Below are 22,773 nucleotides of genomic sequence, written 5' to 3'. Positions count from 1 at the left end.
TCAGCGGCGCAGCCCGACCACCCGCCACACCGCGCCCCGGTCCGCGTGCACGGGACGCAGCCCGTGCTCCTGCAGGACGGCGAGCATGGCCGCCGGGGAGTGCACGTAGGTGCGGAAGGGCGTCCCGGCGGCGCGGAGGCCGAGGTTCTCCAGGGCGGCGAGCGCCCGCAGGAGGCGGTGCCCGGGCGGGTGGCTGAACACGAGCAGACGCGTGGCACGGTCCGCGGCGGCGCCCAGGAGCCGTTCGTGGTCGGGGTAGCAGCACACGACCCGGTGCAGCACCACGACGTCGTGCGGGGCGACCGCCTCCGGGTCCGTCGCGATGTCGAGCTGCCGGCGCACCGCGCGGCCGGCCACCCCGGCGGCGGCGGCCAGCTCCGCGGCCTCGGCCTCGTAGGAGTCCACGAGCTCCAGGTTCGTGGTCCGTGCCGCGCCCCGGCGCAGCAGCTCGAGCTGGATCCCGCCCACGCCGCCGCCGATCTCCAGCACGCTGGCCCCCTCGACGCCCTGGGCGGCGAGGAAGTCCACGACCCGCCGGGAGGCGCGGTCGAGGCCCCGCCGCCGGTACCGGCGGGCGAGGCGCCGCGCGAAGCGGGGGCCGAAGACGCGCCGGTAACCGGGCGCGCCGCAGCAACTGGACACGGCTCCAGGCTACGCCGTGGAACCCGACCCGGTCAGCGCTGGCAGGAGGGGCACCAGTAGAGCGTGCGCCCCTCCAGCTCCCCCGCCGCCACGGGCGTCCCGCACCGGCGGCACGGCAGGCCCTGGCGCTTGTAGACGAGGTGGGCGTGCCCTGGCCACGCCTGCGCCTCCGGGATCCCCGGGCGGTCCGCGGCGTCGGTCGTCAGGATCCGGCCCAGCCGCACGCCCGTGCGCATGAGGGCCGCGTTCTCCGCCCACAGCCCCAGCAGCGCCGGCTCGTCGAGGGCGCGCCCCGGCGTCATCGGGTCCAGTCCGCGACGGAACAGGGACTCCGCCCGGAAGATGTTGCCCACCCCGGCCAGCACGGCCTGGTCCATGAGCAGCGCGCCCACCGGGCGGCGGCTGCGCCGCACGGCGGCCACGAAGGCCGCGGGGTCCGCGTGCGGGTCGAGCGGGTCCGGGCCCAGCCGCGCCCGGGCCGCCTCGGCCTCGGCGGAGCTCTCCAGCACGCACAGCGCCGGCCCGCGCAGATCGGCCCAGCCCTCGTCCCCGACCAGCCGCACGCGCACCGCCCCCACGGGCGCCGGCGGCAGCAGCGGGCCGGCGGGGGCGGCGTCGTCGTCGTGCGCCTCCCGCTCCCCGATCCGGCGCGGGGCCCCGATGGAGGAGGCGCCGCGGAAGCGGTCGGTGCCGCCGAAGCTCCACGCGCCGTAGAGGCCGAGGTGCGAGCGCAGCACCCGATCCCCGGCGAAGTCGAGGAACAGCTGCTTGCCGTGGGCCCGCGCCCCCTCCAGCACGGCGCCGTCCAGGGCGTGCGCCCCGGCGGCGAAGCGCCCCTGCGGGGAGCTCACGGCCAGGGCCTGGCCCACGAAGCAGTCGGCGAACTGGCGGGCGAGGCGGTGGACCGAGTGGCCCTCCGGCACTCAGGCCTCCCGGGCGGCCGGGAACTCGCGCGGGCGCAGGTCCTCGAGCTTCCCCGCGACGGTGCCGGTGGACTCGTACTCGCCGATCTGGGCGATCCGGCGCTCGTGGCGCTCGTCCCCGGAGAAGGGTTCCGCGAGGAACGCCCGGACGATCGCCAGCGCCTCCTCCTGCGGGTGCTGGCGCCCACCGACGGCCACGACCTGGGCGTCGTTGTGCTGGCGCGCGAGCCGGGCGGTGTCCAGGTTCCAGGCCAGCGCGGCACGGATGCCCTCGACCTTGTTGGCGGCGATCTGCTCGCCGTTGCCCGACCCGCCCAGGACGATCCCGAGGGAGTCGAGCCCCGCCTCCCGGTCCGCCCGGACGGCGCGCGCGGCGCTGATGCAGAACGCGGGGTAGTCGTCGAGGGCGTCGTACTCGGCGGGGCCGTGGTCGACGAGGTCGTAGCCGGCGGCGACGAGCTCCTCGACCAGGAAGCGGGAGAGGTCCAGGCCGGCGTGGTCGGTGGCGATGTGGACGCGCATGGGCGGCGTGCTCCTGGGGTTCGCGGGAACGGGGCGGGATCGAGGCGCAGGGCCCGCGCGGACGGACCGGCCGCCCTCCAGCGTAGTGCGTGCCGCGCACACCGCAGGGCCTCCCCGGGCGGCTGGGACCCGGCTGACATAATGGGACGATCCCCTGCGGCCCACCGGTCGCGGACGCCCCGATCCCGAGCCATCCCGACCCGACCCCGACCCCGACGAGAGGACGGCACTGAAGTGCCCGGAACCAACCTGACCCGCCAGGAGGCGGCCGCGCGGGCCGAGACCGTGGCGGTGGACGCCTACGAGGTGGTCCTCGACCTGACCCGCGGCGAGCACGTCTTCCGCTCCACGACCACCGTGCGCTTCCGGGCGACCCCGGGCGCCTCGACGTTCATCGACGCGATCACCGACGCGGTGCACTCCGTGGTGCTCAACGGCACCGAGCTCGATCCCGCCGAGGTCTCGGACGGCGTGCGGATCCAGCTGCCCGGGCTCGCCGCGGACAACGTGCTCACGGTCGAGTCGGACTGCCGGTACATGAACACCGGCGAGGGCCTGCACCGGTTCGTGGACCCGGTCGACGACGAGGTCTACCTCTACACCCAGTTCGAGGTGGCGGACACCCGGCGCGTGTTCGCCGTGTTCGAGCAGCCGGACCTCAAGGCGCGCTTCGCGTTCACGGTCACGGCCCCCGCGCACTGGACGGTCGTCTCGACCCAGCCCACCCCGGAGCCCGTCGCCGCCGGCGAGGGCGCCGCCACGTGGTCCTTCACCCCCACCCCGGTGGTCCCCTGCTACGTCACGGCGCTGATCGCCGGCCCGTACGCGTCCGTGCACGACGAGCTCACCAGCGCCGACGGCCGCACGATCCCCCTGGGCCTGTACGCCCGCCGCTCGCTCGTGGAGCACGTCGAGGCGGAGGAGATGTTCGGCATCACCAAGCGCGGCTTCGAGTTCTTCGAGGCGCAGTTCGGGGTGCCCTACCCGTTCGAGAAGTACGACCAGCTGTTCGTCCCGCAGTTCAACGCCGGGGCCATGGAGAACGCCGGCGCGGTGACCTTCGTGGAGCTCTACGTCTTCCGCTCCCGGCCCACGCAGGCCCGGGTGGAGCGGCGGGCCATCACGGTCCTGCACGAGCTGGCCCACATGTGGTTCGGGGACTTCGTGACCATGCGCTGGTGGAACGACCTGTGGCTCAACGAGTCCTTCGCCGAGTTCATGTCCACCCTCGCCGCCGCGGAGAACACCCGGTACACGGAGGCGTGGACCACGTTCGCCGCCGGGGAGAAGTCCTGGGGCTACGAGCAGGACCAGCTCCCCACCACCCACCCCATCAAGGCCGAGATCCGGGACCTCGAGGACGTGCTGGTGAACTTCGACGGCATCACCTACGCCAAGGGCGCCTCGGTGCTCAAGCAGCTGGTGGCCTGGGTCGGCCAGGAGCAGTTCATGGCCGGGCTCAACCGGTACTTCCGGGAGCACGCGTGGGGCAACACCGAGCTGCGCGACCTCATGGTCCGGCTCGAGGAGGCCAGCGGCCGGGACCTCGACGAGTGGGCCGCGAAGTGGCTCGAGACCGCCGGGGTGAACACGCTGACCCCGGAGCTCGAGACCGACCAGGACGGGATCATCCGCTCCTTCCGGATCCGGCAGACCGCCCCCGACGAGCACCCCACGCTGCGCCCGCACCGCCTGGCCGTGGGCTTCTACGACCACGACGGGGAGCAGGGCAAGCTCGTGCGCACGCACCGGGTCGAGCTCGACGTCGACGGCCCGTCCACGGAGGTGCCGCAGCTGGTGGGCCGGGAGCTGCCGGACCTCGTGCTGCTCAACGACGACGACCTCGCCTACGCGAAGATCCGCCTCGACGAGTGCTCCCTGGACACCGCCCTGACCCACCTGAAGAACTTCGAGGACACGCTCCCGCGCGCCCTCGTCCAGGCGTCCGTGTGGGACGGCGTGCACGACGGCGAGACGCCCGCCCGCCGCTACGTGGAGCTCGTGCTCGACAACATCGCCCACGAGACGTCCTCGACCGGCATCCAGGTGCAGCTGCGCCAGCTGGACACCGTGCTCGACGGCTACGTGGCCGAGCCCGTGCGCGGGGCCACCGTGCGGGCCGCCGCCGACCGGCTCCGCCGGCTCACCGAGGAGGCGGCGCCCGGCTCCGACCAGCAGCTGCAGTTCCTCCGGGCCTTCGCCCGGCACGCCCGCACCGACGAGCAGCTGGACGTCCTCGAGCAGCTCCTCGACGGGCGGCGCACCCTGGAGGGCCTGGCGCTGGACACCGACCTGCGCTGGAGCCTGCTCACCGCGCTGTGCGCCGGCGGGCGTGCCGGCGACGCGGAGGTGGACGCGATGCTCGCGCAGGACAACACCGAGAACGGCGCGATCGCGGCCGCCCGCGCCCGGGCCGCCATCCCCACGGCCGAGGCCAAGGCCCGGGCGTGGCAGCAGATCATGGTGGACGGGTCGCTGCCCAACTCCATCCAGGACGCGGCGATCGACGGCTTCCGCACGGCCGCCGACACCTCCCTGCTGGCGCCCTGGGCCGAGGAGTACTTCGCGGCGATCCCCGGCGTGTGGCGCACCCGGACCCACGAGCTGGCCCAGCAGATCGCGATCGGCATGTACCCGAACATCCCCACCCAGGAGACTGTCGACGCCGCGGACGCCTTCCTCGCGGACCTGCCCGAGGACCTGCACGGGCTCCGCCGGCTGGTCCTCGAGCAGCGCGACGCGACGGCCCGCGCGGTCCGGGCGCAGGCCGTGGACGCCGCCTACGAGGTGGTGCGCGCATGAGCGACGAGCAGCAGCGCCCCGGTCCGGCCGGCCAGGACCCGCGCACCGACCCCGCCGCCTCGGCGCCGCCCGGGGCGCGCTCCTTCGCGGTCGGGGCGCCCCTGTCCCAGCTGCGCCGCCCCGTGCCCCAGGTCGGCGACGAGCGGGAGCAGGCCGAGGCCGGCACGGCGTCGTCGTTCTACGACCAGGTGGGCGGGCACGAGACGTTCGTGAAGCTCGTGCACGAGTTCTACGCCCGGGTGGCCGAGGACGAGCGGTTCCGGGCGCTCTACCCGGAGGACGACCTCGGCCCCGCCGAGGAGCGGCTGCGGATGTTCCTCGAGCAGTACTGGGGCGGGCCGACCACCTACTCGGAGCAGCGCGGGCACCCGCGGCTGCGGATGCGGCACATGCCGTTCCCCGTGGACACGTGGGCGCGCGAGACGTGGCTGACGCACATGCGCGCGGCCCTGGACACCCTGGAGCTCTCCCCGCTGCACGACGGGATCATCTGGGACTACTTCGACCGCGCCGCCCACGCCATGATCAACCGTCCCGGCTGATCCCCCGGGAGTCTCAGCGCTTGGCCAGGACGTGCCCGCCGGGGGTGCTCAGGCGCACCCAGCGGCCGTTCTCCGCGACGGCGACCTCCGCGCCCGGGCGCAGGAAGCCGAGCGAGTACGCGGCGAACGCCGCGCCGTCCGGCAGCGGCGCCCCGTTCAGCCGCCCCGCGAGCGGCTCCGCCCACCCGGACGACCGGCCCCAGACCTGCGAGCGCACGGTGTCCACGACGGCGGCGCCCGCGTCCGTGGGCACCGCCCGGGCGACCTCGGCGATCCCGGCCCGGGCGACCTCGCGCAGCGCGTCCCCGGCGACGGAGCCCACCGGGGTCCACCCGCCCAGGGGCGGGGTGATGCCCGCCCACGAGACGTTCGCGTCCACGGGGGGCAGGCCCACGTCCGTGGCGTCCTGGTCCTGGCGCGGCATCCGGTCGAGGACCCCGCCGAGCGGGACGGTGACGTCCAGGGCCTGCTCCCCGGCCAGCGCGGCGGTGCGCAGCCCCAGGACCGTGGGCGTGGTGTCGAGCAGGCCGTGGGGCTCGAGCACGCACACGTAGACGCCGAGGGCCCGCCCGCGCGCCTGGAAGCGCACCGCGCCCTGCGGGTCCACCCCGCGGGCCCGGGACAGGTACGTCCGCAGGTCGGCGACGTCCCGCGGGTCCGTCAGCGGGAGGGACCGGACCACGGGGCTCAGGCCTCCGCCGGCGCGGGCCGGCGGGCGAAGCGGGTCGGGGCGTCCTGCCACTGCTCGAGCAGGCCCCGCTGCGTGTCGTCGAGGCGCACCGGCCGTCCGGAGGAGCGGTCGATCACGACGACGACCGTCTGGGCCACGGCGTAGACGCGCGAACCGTCTTCCTCCTGGACCGCGTAGTCCAGCACGAAGCTCGACCCGCCCACGGAGGAGACCCACACCCGCACGGACACCGGGTCGTCGCGGTACAGCAGCTGCTGCGTGTACTCGACCTCCTGCCGGCCGATCACGGTCATCAGGTCCCCCAGCAGGGTGCGGAACGTCGCGCCCTCCGGCACCCCCGCGGCGGCGTCCTCGGGCAGCGGACGGGCCATGAGCCTGACCCGGGCGTCCTCGAGGTACTGGAGCATGGTGACGTTGTTGACGTGGCCGTAGCTGTCGATGTCGCCGAAGCGCATCTGGATGGGGATCAGCAGCGAAGACATGCTCCCCATCCCATCACACCCGGGCGCGCCGGACGCGCCCCGGCGCGACCAGCGGCTTGGCTAGAGTGAAGGCCATGACCTACAGCCCGATCCCGGACCCCACGCAGGCCCTGCTCGACATGCTCGACCTCGCGGACGGGGGTGGCGCGCGCACGCTCGAGGACATCTACGTGGGCCACTCCATCTCCCCCGCACGCGGCCGGGTCTACGGCGGGCAGGTCCTGGCGCAGGCCGCGACCGCCGCCATGCGCACCGTGGAGCCGGAGCGGATCATCCACTCGATGCACGCGTACTTCCTGCGCGCCGGGGACGTGTCCCAGCCGATCACCTTCGGCGTGGAGCGGATCCGGGACGGGCGGTCCTTCTCCGCCCGCCGCGTGCACGCCTACCAGGACGGGCGCGCCATCCTCTCGGCCATCGCGTCCTTCCAGGTCCCGGCCCGGGGCCTGGACCACCAGGACGAGTCCCCCCGGAACCTGCCCCAGCCGGAGTCCCTGCCCAGCGCCGTGGAGCTGCTGGGCCACGTCGACGCCCCCGAGGCGCAGGCGATCGCGCACGAGCGGCCCTTCGACATGCGGTACATCACGGAGCCGATCTACTTCAAGCCGGACTCCCGGGGAGAGCCGTTCAACGCGGTGTGGATCAAGACCCTCAAGCCGCTGCCGGACGACCCGAACATCCACCGCGCCGCGCTCGCCTACGCGAGCGACTACACGCTGCTCGAGCCCATCCTGCGCCTGCACGGCAGGACGTGGATCGAGCCCGGCATGAACATCGCCTCCCTCGACCACGCGATGTGGTGGCACCGGGAGACCCGCGCAGACGAGTGGCTGCTCTACGTGCAGTCCTCCCCCAACGCCTCCTCGGCCCGCGGCCTCGGAGTGGGCCGGATGTTCTCCCGGGACGGCCGGCTCGTCGCCACGACCGCCCAGGAGGGCATGATGCGCTTCCCGGAGTTCTCCTGACCGCACCGGAGCACGCCGGAGGGGCCCGCCGGGCGGGAAGGAGCTGCTCCTTCCCGCCCGGCGGGCCCCTCGGGCGGCACGGGCTCCGGGCCCGGCCCTGCGTCAGTCGCGGGTGAGGCGGCGGTGGGTGACGCGGTGCGGCCGCGCGGCGTCGGCGCCGAGGCGCTCCACCTTGTTGGCCTCGTACGACTCGAAGTTGCCCTCGAACCAGTACCACTGGTCCGGCTCGTCCTCGGTGCCCTCCCACGCGAGGATGTGGGTGGCGACCCGGTCGAGGAACCACCGGTCGTGGGAGACGACCACGGCGCAGCCGGGGAACTCCAGCAGCGCGTTCTCCAGGGAGCCGAGGGTCTCGACGTCGAGGTCGTTGGTGGGCTCGTCGAGGAGCAGCAGGTTGCCGCCCTGCTTGAGGGTCATGGCCAGGTTCAGCCGGTTGCGCTCCCCGCCCGAGAGCACCCCGGCCTTCTTCTGCTGGTCGGGGCCCTTGAAGCCGAACGCGGAGACGTAGGCGCGCGAGGGCATCTCGACGTTGCCGACGTTGATGTAGTCCAGGCCGTCCGAGACGACCTCCCACAGCGACTTGCTGGCGTCGAGGTTCGCGCGGTTCTGGTCCACGTAGGAGATCTTGACGGAGTCGCCGATCTTCAGCTCCCCGCCGTCCAGCTCCTCCATGCCGACGATGGTCTTGAACAGCGTCGACTTGCCGACGCCGTTGGGGCCGATGACGCCCACGATGCCGTTGCGCGGCAGGGAGAAGGACAGGCCCTTGATGAGGGAGCGGTCCCCGAAGCCCTTCTGCAGGTCCTTCGCCTCGATCACGAGGTTGCCCAGGCGGGGTCCCGGCGGGATCTGGATCTCCTCGAAGTCCAGCTTGCGGGTCTTCTCGGCCTCGGCGGCCATCTCCTCGTAGCGGGCCAGGCGGGCCTTCGACTTCGCCTGGCGGCCCTTGGCGTTGGAGCGCACCCACTCGAGCTCGTCGGCCAGCCGCTTGGCCTGCTTGGCGTCCTTCTTGCCCTGCACCTCCATGCGGGCGCGCTTGGTCTCGAGGTAGGCCGAGTAGTTGCCCTCGTAGCCGTACAGCCGGCCGCGGTCGACCTCGCAGATCCACTCGGCCACGTGGTCGAGGAAGTACCGGTCGTGGGTCACGGCCATGACGGCGCCGTGGTAGTCCTTCAGGTGCTGCTCCAGCCACAGCACGGACTCGGCGTCGAGGTGGTTGGTGGGCTCGTCGAGCAGCAGGAGGTCCGGCTTCTGCAGCAGCAGCTTGCACAGGGCCACGCGGCGGCGCTCACCACCGGAGAGGACCGTGACGTCGGCGTCCGGCGGCGGGCAGCGCAGGGCGTCCATCGCCTGCTCCAGCTGGGAGTCGAGGTCCCAGGCGTTGGCGGCGTCGATGTCCTCCTGGAGCTTGCCCATCTCCTCCATGAGGGAGTCGAAGTCCGCGTCCGGCTGGGCCATCTCCTCGGAGATCGCGTTGAAGCGGTCGACCTTCGCCTTGATCTCGCCCACGCCCTCCTCGACGTTGCCCAGGACGGTCTTCTCCTCGTTCAGCGGCGGCTCCTGGAGCAGGATGCCGACGGTGTAGCCGGGGCTGAGCCGGGCCTCGCCGTTGGACGGCTGGTCGAGGCCGGCCATGATCTTGAGGATGGTGGACTTGCCGGCCCCGTTGGGTCCCACGACGCCGATCTTCGCGCCGGGGTAGAACGACATGGTGACGTCGTCCAGGATGACTTTGTCGCCCACGGTCTTGCGGGCCTTGGACATTGTGTAGATGAATTCCGCCATGCCCTCAAGGCTACCCCGCCCGGCGGAGGCCGAGGGGCGGCCACCGGGCGGGGACGGACCGGGGGCTGGGGCGCCGCAGCCCCGGCTCCGTCCCCGCGCCGGGACGGCTCCGCCCGGGAAGCTCAGGCGGTGGCGGGCTGGCGGCGCGGGCGCCGTCCCGGCCCGGCAGCGGCCCCGAGGAGCTCACCGGTCTCCGGGTCGACGCCCTCCGGGAGCACGGGGGCCCCGCCGTCGGGGTCGCCGCTCGACTCCGACGGGTCCCCGTCCGGGGCCGCCGGGGCGTCCGCGGCCCCGGTCGCCGCCGCGTCCTCGGTCTGTCCGGCGGGCCGCTCCCCCGTCTGCTCGGCGGGCGGCGAGGAGCTCACGGTGCGCTGGAAGCAGGCCGTGCCGAGGGCGAGGTCGTGCCCCAGGGACACCGCGTCCACGTCCACGGCCGTGTTGCGCCCGTGCTCGCCCTCCCAGAACCGGACCTTGAGCTTGCCGACCACCACCACGGGCTGGCCCTTCTTGATGCTGGCCAGCGCGTTGAGCCCCAGCGAACGGAACGCCTGGACGGAGAACCAGTTGGTGTGCCCGTCCCGCCACGCACCGGCCTGCTGGTCGAACCAGCGCGGGGTGGAGGCGAGGCGGAAGGTCACCACCACGGTGCCGTCGGGCAGGCTGCGGGACTCGGGATCCGTGGCCACGTAGCCGCGGACGGTGATCTGCTCGGTCATCGGGAACTCCTCTGGACGGCGGCCGGTGCGGCCGGTGCTGGCCCCGGTGGCGGGGTGCACCCAGCGTCCTGCCGGAGCCGGTGCCGCCGCGGCGGGCGGGCCCCGGTTGTGGACGGCCGCGCTCCTCGGGTTCCGGGACCACGCGCTGTGCAGTGCGACCGCCGGGCGACCAGCGTGAGACCGGCTCACGGTCCGCGAGCGCCCGTCAGTCGATGTCGACGGCGTTCCAGGCGATGACGGCGAGGGGCTCCCGGTGCCGCTCCTGCTCGTGGGAGCATGCCCAGCACCACGGGCCGTAGAGCGGTGGGGCGCCGCACTGGCAGAGTCGGATCCGGGCCATCGGACTCACCTCGATGTTCGTTGCAGTGGCCTGACAGGTGACGGCCTGCCGGACGACATCCTGCGCGGGTGTCCTCACCCCTACTACCGGCCCAGGGGCTCCTGTGGATGCACCGCGGCCCGGTTTTCGGGGCCGGCACGGCGCCCGGACCGCCGGAGCGGGCGCCGCGCCCACCCCGTCCCCGCGCGTCGCCCCGCTGCGCGGAGCCGTCGCCCCGCCCCTCGGAGCCGTCGCTCCGCGCGGCGGGGCATCGACCGCGGACGTCAGCCACGGGCGTCGGCCGCGATCTCGCCACGGCAGGCCGGTGCCGGTGCAGTGCGGGCGCCCGGACGGGAGGCGGCGGTCGGCCTCGCGTGCGACGACCCCCGCAGTCTCCCGGGCACGGCGCAGCGGCGCCGTGCCCGGTTCGCCGCCGGCCCCCGTGCGGTCCGTTCGACTAGGCGGCGTGCCCCGGCTCGACCACGATGCAGTCCTCCCGGAAGTCGAGGTGCATGCAGTGCAGCGCGACGACGCCCCGGGTGATCGCCTCCAGCTGCTGCGGATCGATGTCCGGGCCGACGTTGCGGACGATGAAGTCACGGGTGTCCTCCGTGGCCTCCTCCACCGTGTCGTAGTGGTAGTAACGGGCCCCCCGGCCGGTCCACTGCCTGATGATGGTGACGCTCATGGTTCCTCCCCCTGAATCGGATCCGGACGCGTGGTCCGCGGCCGCCCCGGGCACCCCGTCCGGGAACTGCGGCCGTCCCGGCGGGCTGCCGCCGGGGTCGTCGCGGAGGTGCTGCTCCGGCTCCTCGTCCGTCCTGGCGCGGAGCTCAGGTGGCCGGAACACTGCACCCCTCGATGTGCTACTTAACGTATGCGAATTCACAGGGTGGTGCTTGTCCACACTTTCGCGACCGCAAACAATCCAGAGCGGGTTGTAGCTCGGGGAGAGGCACCGGCAGGACTGCCTGGGAGGGGACGGCCGGGCCGTGCCCGCCGAGGGCCGCAGGTGGGCCGGTCGTCCGGGGTGTGGCGGGAAAGTGCTCCGGCTCCGGGCGCCTGCCGGGACGCCGCTCAGCACCTGCCGGCTCCGCCACCGACGAAAGATGGCCCGCCCGGTCCAGTAAGACCGAGCGAGCCGCGGACACACAGACGGCGAGATCTGCGTGCCCACCGCACAGCCTACCCCGCCTCCGCTCCGCTCGGAGGTACCGGTCCACCGAACGGGCGCCGGCACGCTCATCCGGTCCGCCGGCCCTGCCCGCAAGGGCCGTGCGTCTCGCCACCGGAGAGATCCCGCCGGGCACCGCAGCACGACGTGCCGTCGGATCTGCCGTCGGATCTGGCGTCGGAGACGACGAGATCCCCGCCACCCTGAGCCATGAGGGCCGGAATGGCGGGGATCGCGAGTGTGCCCCAGGAGGGAGTCGAACCCCCGACCAAGAGATTAGAAGGCTCCTGCTCTATCCACTGAGCTACTGGGGCGTGCCGCCCGGGACCGCGTCCCGGGCACCGCGGTCGAGTTTATCAACTCGCGGGGGCCACACCGGCTCCTCAGATCACGGCGCTCTGCACCGGGGGCTGGTAGCGGCCGCGGAAGAGCCGCCGGGTCGCCGGGTCGATGAACCACAGGTACACGCCGTAGGAGAGGGCGACGACCGCCGCGATCAGCCGGCCGGAGCTGAGGTCGAGGTCCAGGTACGGGAAGACGTCCAGCTGGTCGGAGACCGCGTAGATCATGAAGAAGACGGTGAGGAAGAACAGGATGTCGACCTGCCAGTCGCTGCGGATGCCCGTGACCGCGAACAGCGGGATGAGCCACACCACGTACCAGGCCTGGATCATCGGGGAGAACAGCACGATCGCGGCGAACGCCCAGGTCAGCCGGCGGATGATCCGCTCGTCCCGGCCCACGAACATCAGCCAGAGGATGACGGGCACCGCGAGGGCCTGGCCCGCCGTGTGGACCACCTCCCGCCACTGGCCCGCGTCGGCGCCCACGGCCGCGGCCAGGGTGGTGGCGAGCACGCCGGCGAGACCCACCGGGGCGTACCAGATGGACACGGAGCCGGGGGTGGACATGGCGGAGACCCAGCCGAAGCCGAAGCCGTTGAGCAGACCCATCAGCCCGAGCAGGGCGACCGCGTAGACGAGGACCAGGAACCAGATGACGAAGCGGCGGGTCCACGACGCGTTCCGGCCCGCCCACAGCAGGCCGATGAAGGGCAGGAAGACGAGGGTGATGGGCTTGATCGCCACGGACAGCGTGACGAGCGTGGTCCCGAGCAGACCGCCCTTCCAGTTGCGGTGCACCGCGGCGGCGTAGGTGCCGCCGAGGGCGAGGGCGATCATGATGGCGTCGTTGTGCACGGAGACGATGAAGTTCGTGAGGAACAGGGGGTTCGCCACGCTGAGCCACAGGGCCCGGGCCGGGTTGATGCCGTGCAGCCGCGCGAGCCGCGGGACCAGCCACATGCAGGCGATCACGGCGAGCACGCACATCCCCCGGAACCAGAGCACCCCGGCGTCCGGGTCCGCGCCGGTGACGGCCACCACGAACTGCTCGAGCCACAGGAAGAGCGGCCCGTAGGGCGGCGGGGACTCCGACCACATCTGGTCGGCCCCGAGCTGGAAGAAGTTGTCGATCGTGGAGACGCCGTGCTCGTAGGGGTTCAGCCCGCTGGCCATCACCCGGCCCTGGCCGATGTAGGAGTACACGTCCCGGCTGAACAGGGGGATCGTGACGAGCATGGGGGCGGCCCACGCCGCGATGGCGATGAGCACCCACCGGCCGCTGCCGGGTCCCCACGTGTTGAGCTTCTGCCCCAGGCGCAGCCACTCACGGATCAGGAGCATCCCGCCCACGGCGAGCAGGAGGATGGAGACGATCACCCCGGTAGTCGTGAAGCGCATGCCGATGATGACCGGCGCCTGCCGCAGCGGGGAGACGGAGGCGAGCCAGCCGACGCCCAGGGAGCCGACCAGGAGCATGAGCGAGCCGAGCGTGCCCATGAGCACCGTCCGCAGGAGCGAGTCGGAGTCGTACCACGAGCTCCCGGGATCCGCCGGCGGCCGGACGCCGTCGGGTCCCTCGCCCGGCGCCGGCGTCGTCGAAGTGGTCTGCACTGCTCTCCCGATGCGCCCGTCCGGTGGCTGCGGGCGCCCCGGCTGGGCGCAGCACGGACCCGTGGTCGCCCCGATCCTATCCCCGGCTCCTCGGGGAGTCCCCGACCGGTCCCGGCGGCGACCGGCGGCGTCGGGGCGGCACGGTAGATTGTCCGGGTGGCTAATTCGAACGGACGCATTGTGTGGATCGACTGCGAGATGACGGGGCTGTCCATCGAGGACGACGCCCTGATCGAGGTCGCGGCGCTCGTCACCGACGACGAGCTCAACGTCCTCGGGGAGGGCGTCGACGTCGTGATCCGCCCGGACGAGGCGGCGCTGGCGCAGATGGGGGACTTCGTGCGGAACATGCACACCTCCTCCAAGCTGCTCGACGAGCTCCCCTCCGGTCTGACGATGGAGCAGGCGCAGGAGCAGGTCCTCGCCTACATCAAGGAGTGGGTGCCCGAGCCCGGCAAGGCCCCGCTGGGCGGGAACTCGGTGGGCACGGACCGCACGTTCCTGGTGCGCGACATGCCGGAGCTCGTGGCGCACCTGCACTACCGCGTGATCGACGTCTCCACCATCAAGGAGCTCTCCCGCCGGTGGTTCCCGCGCGCCTACTTCCAGGCCCCGCCGAAGACCGGCAACCACCGGGCCCTGGGCGACATCCGGGACTCGATCGACGAGCTGCGGTACTACCGCCGCGCCGTGTTCGCCGCCGAGCCGGGGCCGGACTCGGTGACCGCGAAGGGCATCGCCGCGGAGATCGCCGCGTCCCGCACGGGCGCCTGAGTCCCCCGTCCGGCGCCGGGACCCCGGCCCGGACGGGCGGGGGTCCCGGCGTGGTCCGGAGCCCTCCGGGAATGCGGTACACTCGTATGCGTTGCCCAGCGGAAGCAGGTCTTCCGGCGGGCGTTCATGGTGGGCGTAGCTCAGTTCGGCAGAGCGCCTGGTTGTGGTCCAGGAGGTCGCGGGTTCAACCCCCGTCGCTCACCCACTGTGAAAGGCCGTCCCGTTGACTCGGGGCGGCCTTTCGTCGTTCCCGAACCGGTTCGAAGGGGCGCAGGCCCCGGCAAGTCGAAGGAAGTGCGTCATGGCCGTCCGTCCCGTGGTGATCACCGGCGATCCCGTCCTCCACCGCCCCGCCGCCAAGGTGGCGCAGTTCGACGAGGACCTGCACGCCCTCGTGGCGGACATGTACGAGACCATGGACGCCGCCCACGGCGTGGGGCTCGCCGCCCCGCAGATCGGCGTGGGGCTGCGGATCTTCACCTACACGTTCCAGAACGACGACGACGTGGCGCCGCGCGGCGTCCTCGTCAACCCCGTGCTGACGCCGGGGAAGATATCCCAGGAGGCGCCGGACCCGGACGAGGAGTCCGAGGGCTGCCTGTCCGTGCCCGGCTACAGCTGGCCGCTGAAGCGGGCGGACTGGGTCCGGGTCGCCGGCTTCGACGTGGAGGGCCGTCCGGTCGACTTCGAGGCCACCGGGTGGTTCGCCCGCGTCATGCAGCACGAGTACGACCACCTGGACGGCAAGCTCTACGTGGACCGGCTCAACGACAAGTGGTCCCGCAAGGCCCGGAAGGCGGTCAAGGCCGAGGGCTGGGGCCGCGGCGGCCACACCTGGACCCCTGGCGTCGACGAGGACCCGTTCGGCCACTGATCCGTCCGCGCACCGGCCCCGGCGCGCCCGCTCAGTCCTCCGTCAGCACGACGACGAGCTCGCCCGCCGACCGAGCCGTGGGCTCCGTCAGCTCGGCCCGCCAGCGCTCCTGCGCCGCCGAGAGCAGGTCCAGCGGCGTCTCCAGGCGTTCGCCGGAGGCGGCGCGCTCGACGAGGTGCCGGGCCAGCAGGCCGCGGGTGTGCTTGGCCATGTGCGAGACGACCTGGCGCCTCCCGCTCCGCTCCCGCACCACCTTCACCCCCACCGTCCGGGCCCGGGGACCGCGCCACGCCGCCGCGTAGGCGGCCGACCGGCAGTCCACGACGAGCCCGTCCCCGGCCGCCGACTCCAGCACCGCGGGCAGGTGGTGCTTCCAGTGCGCCGCGAGCCTGCCGAGCCCCGGCAGCTCGGCACCCATGGACAGGCGGTAGGCCGGGATCCGGTCGTCGGGGCGCACCGCGCCCCACAGCGCCGAGACGACGACGAGGGAGGCCGCCGCGGCGGCCCGCTGCGCCCCGGTCATCCCGGCCGGGTCGAGGGCGTCGTAGAGCACCCCGGTGTAGACGCTCAGGGCCGGTGCGGCCGGCTCGGCGCCCAGCCGGGTGTTGCGCTCGACCTCGCCGCGCAGCCGCTCCCCCACGCCCAGCACCTCGAGCGCGTCCTCGCGGGCGCTCGTCGCGGCCAGCTCGGCGAGCACCTGCTCCCGGGCGGCCGTGAGCTCGGGGAAGGACAGGACGGCGGGGTCCACGGGGGCGCCGGCGCCGGGGGCGGTCTTGGTCTCGGAGGGCGGGAGGAGGATCAGCACTCGCAGCAGTCTAGTGACTCCGCGGGCCGGTCCGGGCGCCCCGGACCGGCGGGTAGGATGGGCCTCGGACAGGTCGGCCGGGTGACCGCGGGCCGCGCAGCTCCGGCTGTCGCGGCGCGAGGAAAGTCCGGGCTCCGCAGAGCAGGATGGTGGGCAACGCCCACTCGGGGAGACCCGCAGGAAAGTGCCACAGAGAACAGACCGCCCGTCCCCGGTCCGTCCGGGCGGCGGGTCAGGGTGAAAAGGTGGTGTAAGAGACCACCAGCGCGCCGGGTGACCGGCGCGGCTCGGTAAACCCCATCCGGAGCAAGGCCAGACAGGGTGCACCCGAGGGCTGCTCGCCCGAGCACCCGGGTAGGCCGCTCGAGCCCACCGGCAACGGTGGGCCTAGATGGATGGTCACCGGCACGGCACGGGCGACCGGCCGTGCGCACAGAACCCGGCTTACAGGCCGGCCTGTCCCCCGCCCCCGCACCGCGCGCTCCGGGCTCGAGCGGCACCGTGAAACCTCAGGAGCGGACGAGCAGAACCCCGCACTCGGGGCACGTGAGCACCTCGTCCGGGGCCGCAGCCCGGAACGTCGCGGCGTCCGTGGGGCTGAGCGCCGTGCCGCAGGACCCGCACGCGGTGCCCCGCAGCTCCGCGGCCGCCGGACGGTCGGTGCCGCGCCCGGTCCGGATCTTCTCGTACCGTGCGAGCAGCCCGGGGTGCCCCACGCCCTCCGCGGCGGCGGGGCGCGTGCGGGCCAGCTCGTCCCGCTCGGCCGTCAGAGCGCGGCCCTCCGCGTCCCGGGCCTCGACCCGGCGCCGGGCCTCCGTGTCGGCCTCCTTGAGCCGCGGCGTGATCCGGGCCCGGTGCGCCACGGCGTCCTCGAGCTCCTGCATGACCTCCAGCTCCGCCTCCTCCGCCTCTGCCAGCTGCCGGGTGCGGGTGTCGATCTCGTGCTGCAGGCCCATGAGGTCCTTGGCGGAGCCGCCCTGCTCGAGGCGCCGGCGGTCCTTCTCGATCGAGGCCTGGACACGGGCGACCTTCTGCTCGGCGGCGGCCAGCCGGTCCCGGACGTCCTGCTCGGCGGCCCCGAGCTCCTTGGCGGTGGCGATCGCCCGGGCCCGGAGCTGCAGCGCGGCGGCGACCTCGGGGTCGGTCTGCAGCTCCGCGATCCGGGCGGCGATCCGGCGCAGCCGGGCGTCCACCCGCTCGAGCTCCAGCAGGGCTCGTTGCTGCTCGGGCGTGGCGGTGCTCATGCGGGTCCTCCTGCGGTCGGTGCGGCGGGGTCGGGGGCGGAACGGTCGTGGCCGGACCGGACGGGGTCGGACCCGTCGTGGCCGGGGTGGTCGAGGCGGAAGTCCCACGGGTCGGAGCACCGCTCGGAGACGTCGACCTGGACGTCGTGGCCGCGCGCCGCGAGCGCCTCCCGCAGCGCGGCGGCGCCCACGGGCAGCCACAGCCACTCGCTCGCGAAGTGGGAGAGGTCCACGAGGTACGGGGTGCCGCCGGCGCCGGGGCCCAGTGCGGCCTCGCGCGCCTCGGACGCCGGGTGGTGGCGCAGGTCCGCGGTCACGTAGACGTCGGCCCCGGAGGACCGCACCGCGTCGAAGAGCGAGTCCCCGGCTCCCCCGCACACGGCCACACGCCGGACGAGGGCGTCGGGGTCCCCGGCCACCCGGACCCCGTGGGCGGTGGGCGGCACGGCGTCGGCCAGGCGCCGGGCCAGCTCCCGCAGGCGCACGGGCCGCGCCAGGTCCCCGACGCGCCCGATGCCCACGGCCGGGTCGGCGGGGTGCGGCGCGAGGGGCGTCGTCGTCGTGAGGCCGGCGGCCCGTGCCACGGCGTCCGAGACGCCGTCCGGGGCGGAGTCCGCGTTGGTGTGGCAGGCGAGCAGGGCGCACCGGTGCTCGATGAGCTCGTGCACCACGGCGCCCTTGAAGCCGTCGGCGGCCACGGACGTCACGCCGCGCAGGAGCAGGGGGTGGTGGGTGACCAGCAGGTCGGCGCCGGTGGACACGGCCTCGGCGACGACCCCGGCCACGGGGTCCACGGCGAACAGGATCCGGCGCACGGGCTGGTCGGGGCGGCCGGTGACGAGCCCGCTGGCGTCCCAGGGCTCCTGCAGGTGCATCGGCCACAGCTGCTCGACGGTCTCGAGCACCTCCGACAGGGTGGGGGCGGGCCGGGGCGGGGACGTGCTCTGCTCGCTCATGCGCCCCAGTCTAGGAGCCCGTTCCGCGCCGGCCGCCGAGGCGGGCGCGGAGACGCCCGGGGCGGGTGCGGGAATGATGCGGGCCGTGCGGTGTTGTACGGGTCATGGCCTACTCCGCGCACGACGACGACGCACGCCCCGCCCCCGATCCCCGCCCCGCTGCGGCGGAGCCCGCCGCGACCGAGACGTTCGTGCTCGCGGGCGGGTGCTTCTGGTGCCTCGACGCGGTCTACCGGATCACCCGGGGCGTCACCTCCGTGGTCTCCGGCTACACCGGCGGCGACCCCGGGCGCGCCGACTACTACGCGGTGTGCACGGGCACGACCGGCCACGCGGAGGCGGTCGCCGTGACCTTCGACCCGTCGGTGGTGCCGGCGGACGTGGTCCTGGACCTGTTCTTCACCGGTCACGACCCGACCACCCTCAACCGGCAGGGCTACGACGTGGGCACCCAGTACCGGTCCGCCATGTTCTGGGCCGACGAGGCCCAGCGGGAGCTGTTCGAGCAGTCGATCCGCCGGACGCAGCCGGCGTGGGACCAGCCGATCGTCACGACGCTGGAGCCGCTGGGCCCGTTCTGGGAGGCGGAGCCCGAGCACCAGGACTTCTACGCCGCGCAGCCCTGGAACGGCTACTGCCAGGTGATCATCAACCCCAAGCTGGCGAAGGTCCGAAAACGTTACTCCGCGTGGCTTACCGCGTAGTAGCGCTTGCGGCGCGTGGCTAGGCTGAGCTAGGACCGCGCCGCCGCGGGCCCCCCAGAGCGCCGGCGGCCGCAGCACGACCCGAGCAGCACCCAGATCCGACAGAGAACCGACCACGCAGAAACCGAGGTACGCACATGCCGAAGATCTACAACGACGTCACCGAGATCGTGGGCCGCACCCCGCTCGTCCACCTCAACCGGCTCGACGAGGGCCTGCCCGGCAACGTCGCCGTGAAGCTGGAGTTCTACAACCCGGCGAACTCCGTCAAGGACCGGATCGGCGTGGCCATCATCGACGCCGCCGAGAAGTCCGGCCAGCTGAAGCCGGGCGGCACGATCGTCGAGGGCACCTCCGGGAACACCGGCATCGCGCTGGCCATGGTCGGCGCCGCCCGCGGCTACAAGGTCATCCTGACCATGCCGGAGACCATGTCCACGGAGCGCCGGGTCATGCTCCGCGCCTACGGCGCCCAGATCGTGCTCACCCCGGGTGCGGAGGGCATGCGCGGCGCCGTCGAGAAGGCCCAGGAGATCGTCGACACCACCGACAACGCGGTCCTCGCCAGCCAGTTCGCCAACGAGGCCAACCCGGCCATCCACTACGCGACCACGGGCCCGGAGATCTGGGAGGACACCGACGGCCAGGTCGACGTGTTCATCTCCGGCGTGGGCACCGGAGGCACCATCACGGGCGCGGGCCGCTACCTGCGCGAGCAGAAGCCGGACGTGCGCCTCGTCGTCGTCGAGCCCGCCGACTCCCCCCTGCTCACCGAGGGCAAGGCCGGTCCGCACAAGATCCAGGGCCTCGGCGCGAACTTCATCCCCGACATCCTGGACCGCGAGATCTACGACGACGTCTACGACGTGACGGTCGAGGACTCCGTGCGGGTCGCCCGCGAGCTCGGCACCAAGGAGGGCATCCTCGGCGGGATCTCCTCGGGCGCCATCGTGTGGGCCGCCCTCCAGGAGGCGGCCAAGGAGGAGAACCGGGACAAGCTGATCGTCGCCATCGTGTGCGACTTCGGCGAGCGCTACATCTCCACCCTGCTCTACGAGGACATCCGGGGCTGAGCCGCGCCGCTGACCACGACCCGTCCCCGCCGGGAATAGCGCCGCCTGCCGGTGACGTTGCTCCCGGTGGTGGGCGGGTCGTTCCCGTCCGCGCCCCAGCACGTCCCGCCGGTCCCGGCGGGCCAGGACCCCCGCCCCCGGAAGAACAGAGGAAGACCGTGAGTATTTGGAGCAGACTCGCCGAGGACCTGCAGACGGCCCGGACGCACGACCCGGCCGCGCGGTCCAGGGTGGAGATCGCCCTCAACTACTCGGGTCTGCACGCCATCTGGGTCCACCGCCTGTCCCACCGGCTGTGGCAGCACCCCGACCGGCGGCTGCTGGCCCGCACGGTCTCCCAGCTCGGCCGCTTCCTCACGGGCGTCGAGATCCACCCGGGGGCGACCATCGGGCGCCGCTTCTTCATCGACCACGGCATGGGCGTGGTCATCGGGGAGACCGCGGAGATCGGCGAGGACGTGATGATCTACCACGGGGTGACCCTGGGCGGGCGCTCCCTGGAGAAGGTCAAGCGGCACCCCACCGTGGGCGACCGCGTGGTGATCGGCGCCGGGGCGAAGATCCTGGGCCCCGTGGAGATCGGCGCCGACTCCGCCGTGGGCGCCAACGCCGTGGTGGTCAAGGACGTGCCGGAGGACTCGATCGTGACCGGGATCCCCGGCAAGGTCCGCCCGCGCACCCCCGAGAAGCAGCAGCCCCTCGTGGACCCCTCCAGCTACATCGACCCCGCGATGTGGATCTGACCCTGCCCCGCTGCGACGCCGGCCGGCCGCCCCCGGGACGGGGACGGCCGGCCGGCGTCGTCGTGCGGGGTCCCGGTCAGGAGACGACCTCGGAGCGGTCCCCGCTCCACAGGGTGTGGTAGGTGCCCTCGGCGTCGTCGGTGCGCCGGTAGGTGTGGGCGCCGAAGAAGTCGCGCAGCCCCTGCGTCAGGGCCGCGTTGAGCCGGGGCCGGCGCAGCGAGTCGTAGTAGTTCAGCGTGGTGGCGAACACCGGCGCGGGGATGCCGCGCTCCACGGCCCGGGCCACGACGCGACGCCAGGACGGCAGGGCCTCCTCGACGGCGGCGACGAACTCCGGGGCGAAGAGCAGGTTCAGCGGCTGCTTGTCCCCCTTGTACGCCTCCATGATGACCTCGAGCAGCTCCGCCCGGATGATGCAGCCCTCCCGCCACAGGCCCGCGATGGTCGCGAGGTCCAGGTCCCAGCCGTACTCCCGGCCGGCCATGGTGAGCATGTCGAGTCCCTGGGCGTAGCTGACCAGCTTCGAGGCGTAGAGGGCCTTGCGCACGTCCTCCACGAACTCGGGGTCGTGCACGACGTCCTCGGTGGTGCCGCCGATGCCGGCGGGCAGCACGCGCTGCGCCTCGAGGCGCATCTCCGGCTCGGCGGAGGACAGCGCCCGGGCGAAGACGGACTCGGCGATCGCGGTGACCGGGGAGCCGAGCTCGAGGGCCTCCTGGACGGTCCAGCGGCCGGTGCCCTTCTGCCCCGCGGCGTCCACGATCACGTCGATGAGGGGCTGGTCCGTGCGGGCGTCGACCTGGCGCAGCACGTGCGCGGTGATCTCGATGAGGTAGGAGGCCAGCTCGGTGCGGTTCCACTGCTCGAAGACGTCGGCCTGCTCGGCCGGCTCGAGCCCGGCGACGGAGCGCAGCAGCTCGTGCGCCTCGCCGATGACCTGCATGTCGGCGTACTCGATGCCGTTGTGCACCATCTTCACGAAGTGGCCGGCGCCGTCCGTGTCGATCCAGGCGCAGCACGGCGTGCCGTCCTCCGCCTTGGCCGCGATGTCCTCGAGGAGGGGGCCGAGGGAGTCGTAGGACTTGCGGGGTCCGCCGGGCATGATGGAGGGCCCGAGCAGGGCGCCCTCCTCACCGCCCGAGACGCCGATGCCCACGAAGTCCAGGCCCTTCTCGGCGAGCTCGCGCTCGCGGCGCCGGGTGTCCTGGAAGTAGGAGTTGCCGCCGTCGATGATGATGTCGTCCTTCTCGAGCAGCGGCACGAGCTGCTCGATGACGGCGTCCACGGGGGCGCCGGCCTTGACCATCACGAGGATGCGGCGGGGGGTCTCGAGGGCGTCCACGAGTTCCTGGAGGGTCTCCGTGCGGATGAACGTCCCCTCGTCGCCGTGGGCGTCGAGCAGGGCGTCGGTCTTCTCGACGGAGCGGTTGTGGAGGGCGACGGTGTAACCGTGCCGGGCGAAGTTGCGGGCGAGGTTCGCGCCCATGACCGCGAGGCCGGTGACCCCGATCTGAGCTTTCTGTTCTGCTGCCATGCCCCCAGCCTACAAACTCCGGGAGGGCGCTCCGTCCGGTGCGCACTTGTTGCCGCGGCCCGCCGGGGTCACGGCGCGATCGCCGAGGCGGGGGCCGGGGCGGAGTCCGGACCGGAGGCCCGGCGGAGAAGTCCGCGGAAGAACCTGCGTCACAATCGCCAATCCCCCCGCCGGGGCTCCTACATTGGTGGTGGAGCACGAGAGCCGGGGGGCTTGGCATGGACGCGTGGAAGAGGACGATGATCGGGGCCGCGGCCTGCGCCGCCCTGTGGTCGGGCGCCGGGTTCGCACCTGCCGCGGCGGCCGCCGACGGCAAGGTCGACGTGGTCGTGGGCGCCAAGGAGGTGCTCAACGAGGCGACGATCGCCCGGGCCAGCGAGAAGGCGGCCCAGCTGTGCGGGGGCAAGGCCTCCTCCTACGTGAAGAAGGCCCGGAAGGCCGACAGCACGGGGAGCATCGTGGTCCTGTGCACCCGGGCCGGGTCCAAGCAGGTGTACTTCCGCTAGTCGTGCTCCGCACCGGCTCCCGCGGGCGTCGCGACCGGCTGG

Annotated in this window: 23 protein-coding genes, 2 tRNA genes and 1 other RNA gene; 11 read left to right on the top strand and 15 right to left on the bottom strand. The window is 73.3% G+C overall.

Annotation, left to right across the window (positions count from 1 at the left end):
- Genes EQG70_RS07930 through EQG70_RS07920 form a run of 3 tightly spaced genes read right to left on the bottom strand, consistent with a single transcriptional unit; the run spans nt 1 to nt 2,087 of the window.
- Complete coding sequence (locus tag EQG70_RS07930; RefSeq protein WP_109267984.1) at nt 1-642, bottom strand: methyltransferase domain-containing protein; 642 nt, start codon at nt 640-642, stop codon at nt 1-3.
- 32 nt (nt 643-674) lie between these two features.
- A complete protein-coding gene (locus EQG70_RS07925) occupies nt 675-1,565 on the bottom strand; it encodes an Fpg/Nei family DNA glycosylase (RefSeq protein ID WP_109267985.1) in 891 nt (296 codons plus the stop codon).
- Nucleotides 1,566-2,087, bottom strand: coding sequence for a ribose-5-phosphate isomerase (locus tag EQG70_RS07920; protein ID WP_017834580.1), 522 nt, complete (start codon nt 2,085-2,087; stop codon nt 1,566-1,568).
- A 234-nt stretch (nt 2,088-2,321) separates the two neighbouring features.
- Here EQG70_RS07920 and pepN point away from each other — a divergent pair, with 234 nt between their 5' ends.
- Together pepN and EQG70_RS07910 are read left to right on the top strand one after the other, a co-directional pair.
- Nucleotides 2,322-4,889, top strand: coding sequence for an aminopeptidase N (gene pepN, locus EQG70_RS07915; RefSeq protein ID WP_109267986.1), 2,568 nt, complete (start codon nt 2,322-2,324; stop codon nt 4,887-4,889).
- A complete protein-coding gene (locus EQG70_RS07910) occupies nt 4,886-5,431 on the top strand; it encodes a globin (protein WP_208746263.1) in 546 nt (181 codons plus the stop codon). The genes pepN and EQG70_RS07910 overlap by 4 nt, the downstream gene beginning before the upstream one ends.
- 13 nt (nt 5,432-5,444) lie before the next feature.
- Here the strand turns inward: EQG70_RS07910 and EQG70_RS07905 are convergent, their stop codons facing one another.
- Nucleotides 5,445-6,113, bottom strand: coding sequence for a DUF8185 domain-containing protein (locus EQG70_RS07905; protein WP_109267987.1), 669 nt, complete (start codon nt 6,111-6,113; stop codon nt 5,445-5,447).
- Between the two features lie 5 nt (nt 6,114-6,118).
- The gene (locus EQG70_RS07900) at nt 6,119-6,604 is read right to left on the bottom strand and encodes an acyl-CoA thioesterase (RefSeq protein ID WP_017834576.1); all 486 of its coding nucleotides are present in this window, start codon (nt 6,602-6,604) and stop codon (nt 6,119-6,121) included.
- Nucleotides 6,605-6,678: 74 nt separating this feature from the next.
- Between EQG70_RS07900 and EQG70_RS07895 the strand changes: the two genes are divergently transcribed.
- Nucleotides 6,679-7,569 (top strand): acyl-CoA thioesterase, encoded by an 891-nt coding sequence (locus EQG70_RS07895; protein ID WP_109267988.1) that lies wholly within the window; start codon nt 6,679-6,681, stop codon nt 7,567-7,569.
- A 102-nt stretch (nt 7,570-7,671) separates the two neighbouring features.
- On the opposite strand, the gene ettA is transcribed toward EQG70_RS07895, so the two are convergent.
- The 6 genes from ettA to mptB form a co-directional block, all read right to left on the bottom strand.
- A complete protein-coding gene (ettA, locus tag EQG70_RS07890; RefSeq protein ID WP_031283621.1) occupies nt 7,672-9,354 on the bottom strand; it encodes an energy-dependent translational throttle protein EttA in 1,683 nt (560 codons plus the stop codon).
- 122 nt (nt 9,355-9,476) lie between these two features.
- Complete coding sequence (locus tag EQG70_RS07885) at nt 9,477-10,070, bottom strand: single-stranded DNA-binding protein (protein WP_138976460.1); 594 nt, start codon at nt 10,068-10,070, stop codon at nt 9,477-9,479.
- 205 nt (nt 10,071-10,275) lie between these two features.
- Nucleotides 10,276-10,410 carry a hypothetical protein gene (locus EQG70_RS18740; protein ID WP_017834572.1) on the bottom strand — a complete coding sequence of 45 codons (135 nt, stop codon included), beginning with the start codon at nt 10,408-10,410 and terminating at the stop codon, nt 10,276-10,278.
- A gap of 436 nt (nt 10,411-10,846) precedes the next feature.
- The gene (locus EQG70_RS07880) at nt 10,847-11,077 is read right to left on the bottom strand and encodes a hypothetical protein (protein WP_017834571.1); all 231 of its coding nucleotides are present in this window, start codon (nt 11,075-11,077) and stop codon (nt 10,847-10,849) included.
- A 727-nt stretch (nt 11,078-11,804) separates the two neighbouring features.
- Nucleotides 11,805-11,877 (bottom strand) — tRNA-Arg (locus tag EQG70_RS07875).
- 69 nt (nt 11,878-11,946) lie between these two features.
- On the bottom strand, nt 11,947-13,518 hold the full coding sequence (gene mptB, locus EQG70_RS07870) for a polyprenol phosphomannose-dependent alpha 1,6 mannosyltransferase MptB (RefSeq protein WP_306460800.1): 1,572 nt from the start codon (nt 13,516-13,518) through the stop codon (nt 11,947-11,949).
- Nucleotides 13,519-13,716: 198 nt separating this feature from the next.
- Here mptB and orn point away from each other — a divergent pair, with 198 nt between their 5' ends.
- The 3 genes from orn to def all read left to right on the top strand — a co-directional run bounded on the left by orn (nt 13,717) and on the right by def (nt 15,166).
- A complete protein-coding gene (gene orn, locus EQG70_RS07865; RefSeq protein ID WP_035929971.1) occupies nt 13,717-14,292 on the top strand; it encodes an oligoribonuclease in 576 nt (191 codons plus the stop codon).
- Nucleotides 14,293-14,421: 129 nt separating this feature from the next.
- A tRNA-His gene (locus tag EQG70_RS07860) sits at nt 14,422-14,495 on the top strand.
- Nucleotides 14,496-14,593: 98 nt separating this feature from the next.
- Nucleotides 14,594-15,166: a peptide deformylase gene (def, locus tag EQG70_RS07855; protein WP_035929883.1), complete on the top strand. Its 573-nt coding sequence runs from the start codon at nt 14,594-14,596 to the stop codon at nt 15,164-15,166.
- A gap of 31 nt (nt 15,167-15,197) precedes the next feature.
- Here def and EQG70_RS07850 read toward each other — a convergent pair whose 3' ends face one another.
- Nucleotides 15,198-15,971, bottom strand: coding sequence for a YaaA family protein (locus EQG70_RS07850; RefSeq protein ID WP_167508867.1), 774 nt, complete (start codon nt 15,969-15,971; stop codon nt 15,198-15,200).
- A gap of 69 nt (nt 15,972-16,040) precedes the next feature.
- On the opposite strand from EQG70_RS07850, the gene rnpB reads away from it, so the two are divergent.
- Nucleotides 16,041-16,434: RNase P RNA component class A (gene rnpB / locus EQG70_RS07845), an RNA gene on the top strand.
- 46 nt (nt 16,435-16,480) lie between these two features.
- On the opposite strand, the gene EQG70_RS07840 is transcribed toward rnpB, so the two are convergent.
- Both EQG70_RS07840 and EQG70_RS07835 read right to left on the bottom strand, forming a co-directional pair.
- Nucleotides 16,481-17,215, bottom strand: coding sequence for a zinc ribbon domain-containing protein (locus tag EQG70_RS07840; protein WP_095650532.1), 735 nt, complete (start codon nt 17,213-17,215; stop codon nt 16,481-16,483).
- Entirely contained in the window at nt 17,212-18,171 is a 960-nt protein-coding gene (locus EQG70_RS07835; protein ID WP_095650533.1) for a Nif3-like dinuclear metal center hexameric protein, read from the bottom strand. The genes EQG70_RS07840 and EQG70_RS07835 overlap by 4 nt, the downstream gene beginning before the upstream one ends.
- A 104-nt stretch (nt 18,172-18,275) precedes the next feature.
- Here EQG70_RS07835 and msrA point away from each other — a divergent pair, with 104 nt between their 5' ends.
- From msrA to epsC, 3 genes are all read left to right on the top strand, one after another.
- Nucleotides 18,276-18,875, top strand: coding sequence for a peptide-methionine (S)-S-oxide reductase MsrA (gene msrA / locus EQG70_RS07830; protein WP_244296677.1), 600 nt, complete (start codon nt 18,276-18,278; stop codon nt 18,873-18,875).
- A gap of 137 nt (nt 18,876-19,012) precedes the next feature.
- A complete protein-coding gene (cysK, locus tag EQG70_RS07825) occupies nt 19,013-19,948 on the top strand; it encodes a cysteine synthase A (RefSeq protein WP_017833731.1) in 936 nt (311 codons plus the stop codon).
- 158 nt (nt 19,949-20,106) lie between these two features.
- On the top strand, nt 20,107-20,691 hold the full coding sequence (gene epsC, locus EQG70_RS07820; RefSeq protein WP_109222445.1) for a serine O-acetyltransferase EpsC: 585 nt from the start codon (nt 20,107-20,109) through the stop codon (nt 20,689-20,691).
- A 76-nt stretch (nt 20,692-20,767) separates the two neighbouring features.
- Here the strand turns inward: epsC and gndA are convergent, their stop codons facing one another.
- The gene (gndA, locus tag EQG70_RS07815; RefSeq protein WP_031283136.1) at nt 20,768-22,225 is read right to left on the bottom strand and encodes an NADP-dependent phosphogluconate dehydrogenase; all 1,458 of its coding nucleotides are present in this window, start codon (nt 22,223-22,225) and stop codon (nt 20,768-20,770) included.
- Nucleotides 22,226-22,443: 218 nt separating this feature from the next.
- On the opposite strand from gndA, the gene EQG70_RS07810 reads away from it, so the two are divergent.
- The gene (locus EQG70_RS07810) at nt 22,444-22,731 is read left to right on the top strand and encodes a hypothetical protein (protein WP_109267990.1); all 288 of its coding nucleotides are present in this window, start codon (nt 22,444-22,446) and stop codon (nt 22,729-22,731) included.
- The last annotated feature ends 42 nt before the right edge of the window (nt 22,732-22,773 follow it).

The sequence above is a fragment of the Kocuria rosea genome, from assembly GCF_006094695.1.
Taxonomy (GTDB): Bacteria; Actinomycetota; Actinomycetes; order Actinomycetales; family Micrococcaceae; genus Kocuria; species Kocuria rosea.
The sequence above is the reverse complement of the archived record's forward strand: the minus strand, read 5'-3'. Positions and strand labels throughout refer to the sequence as shown.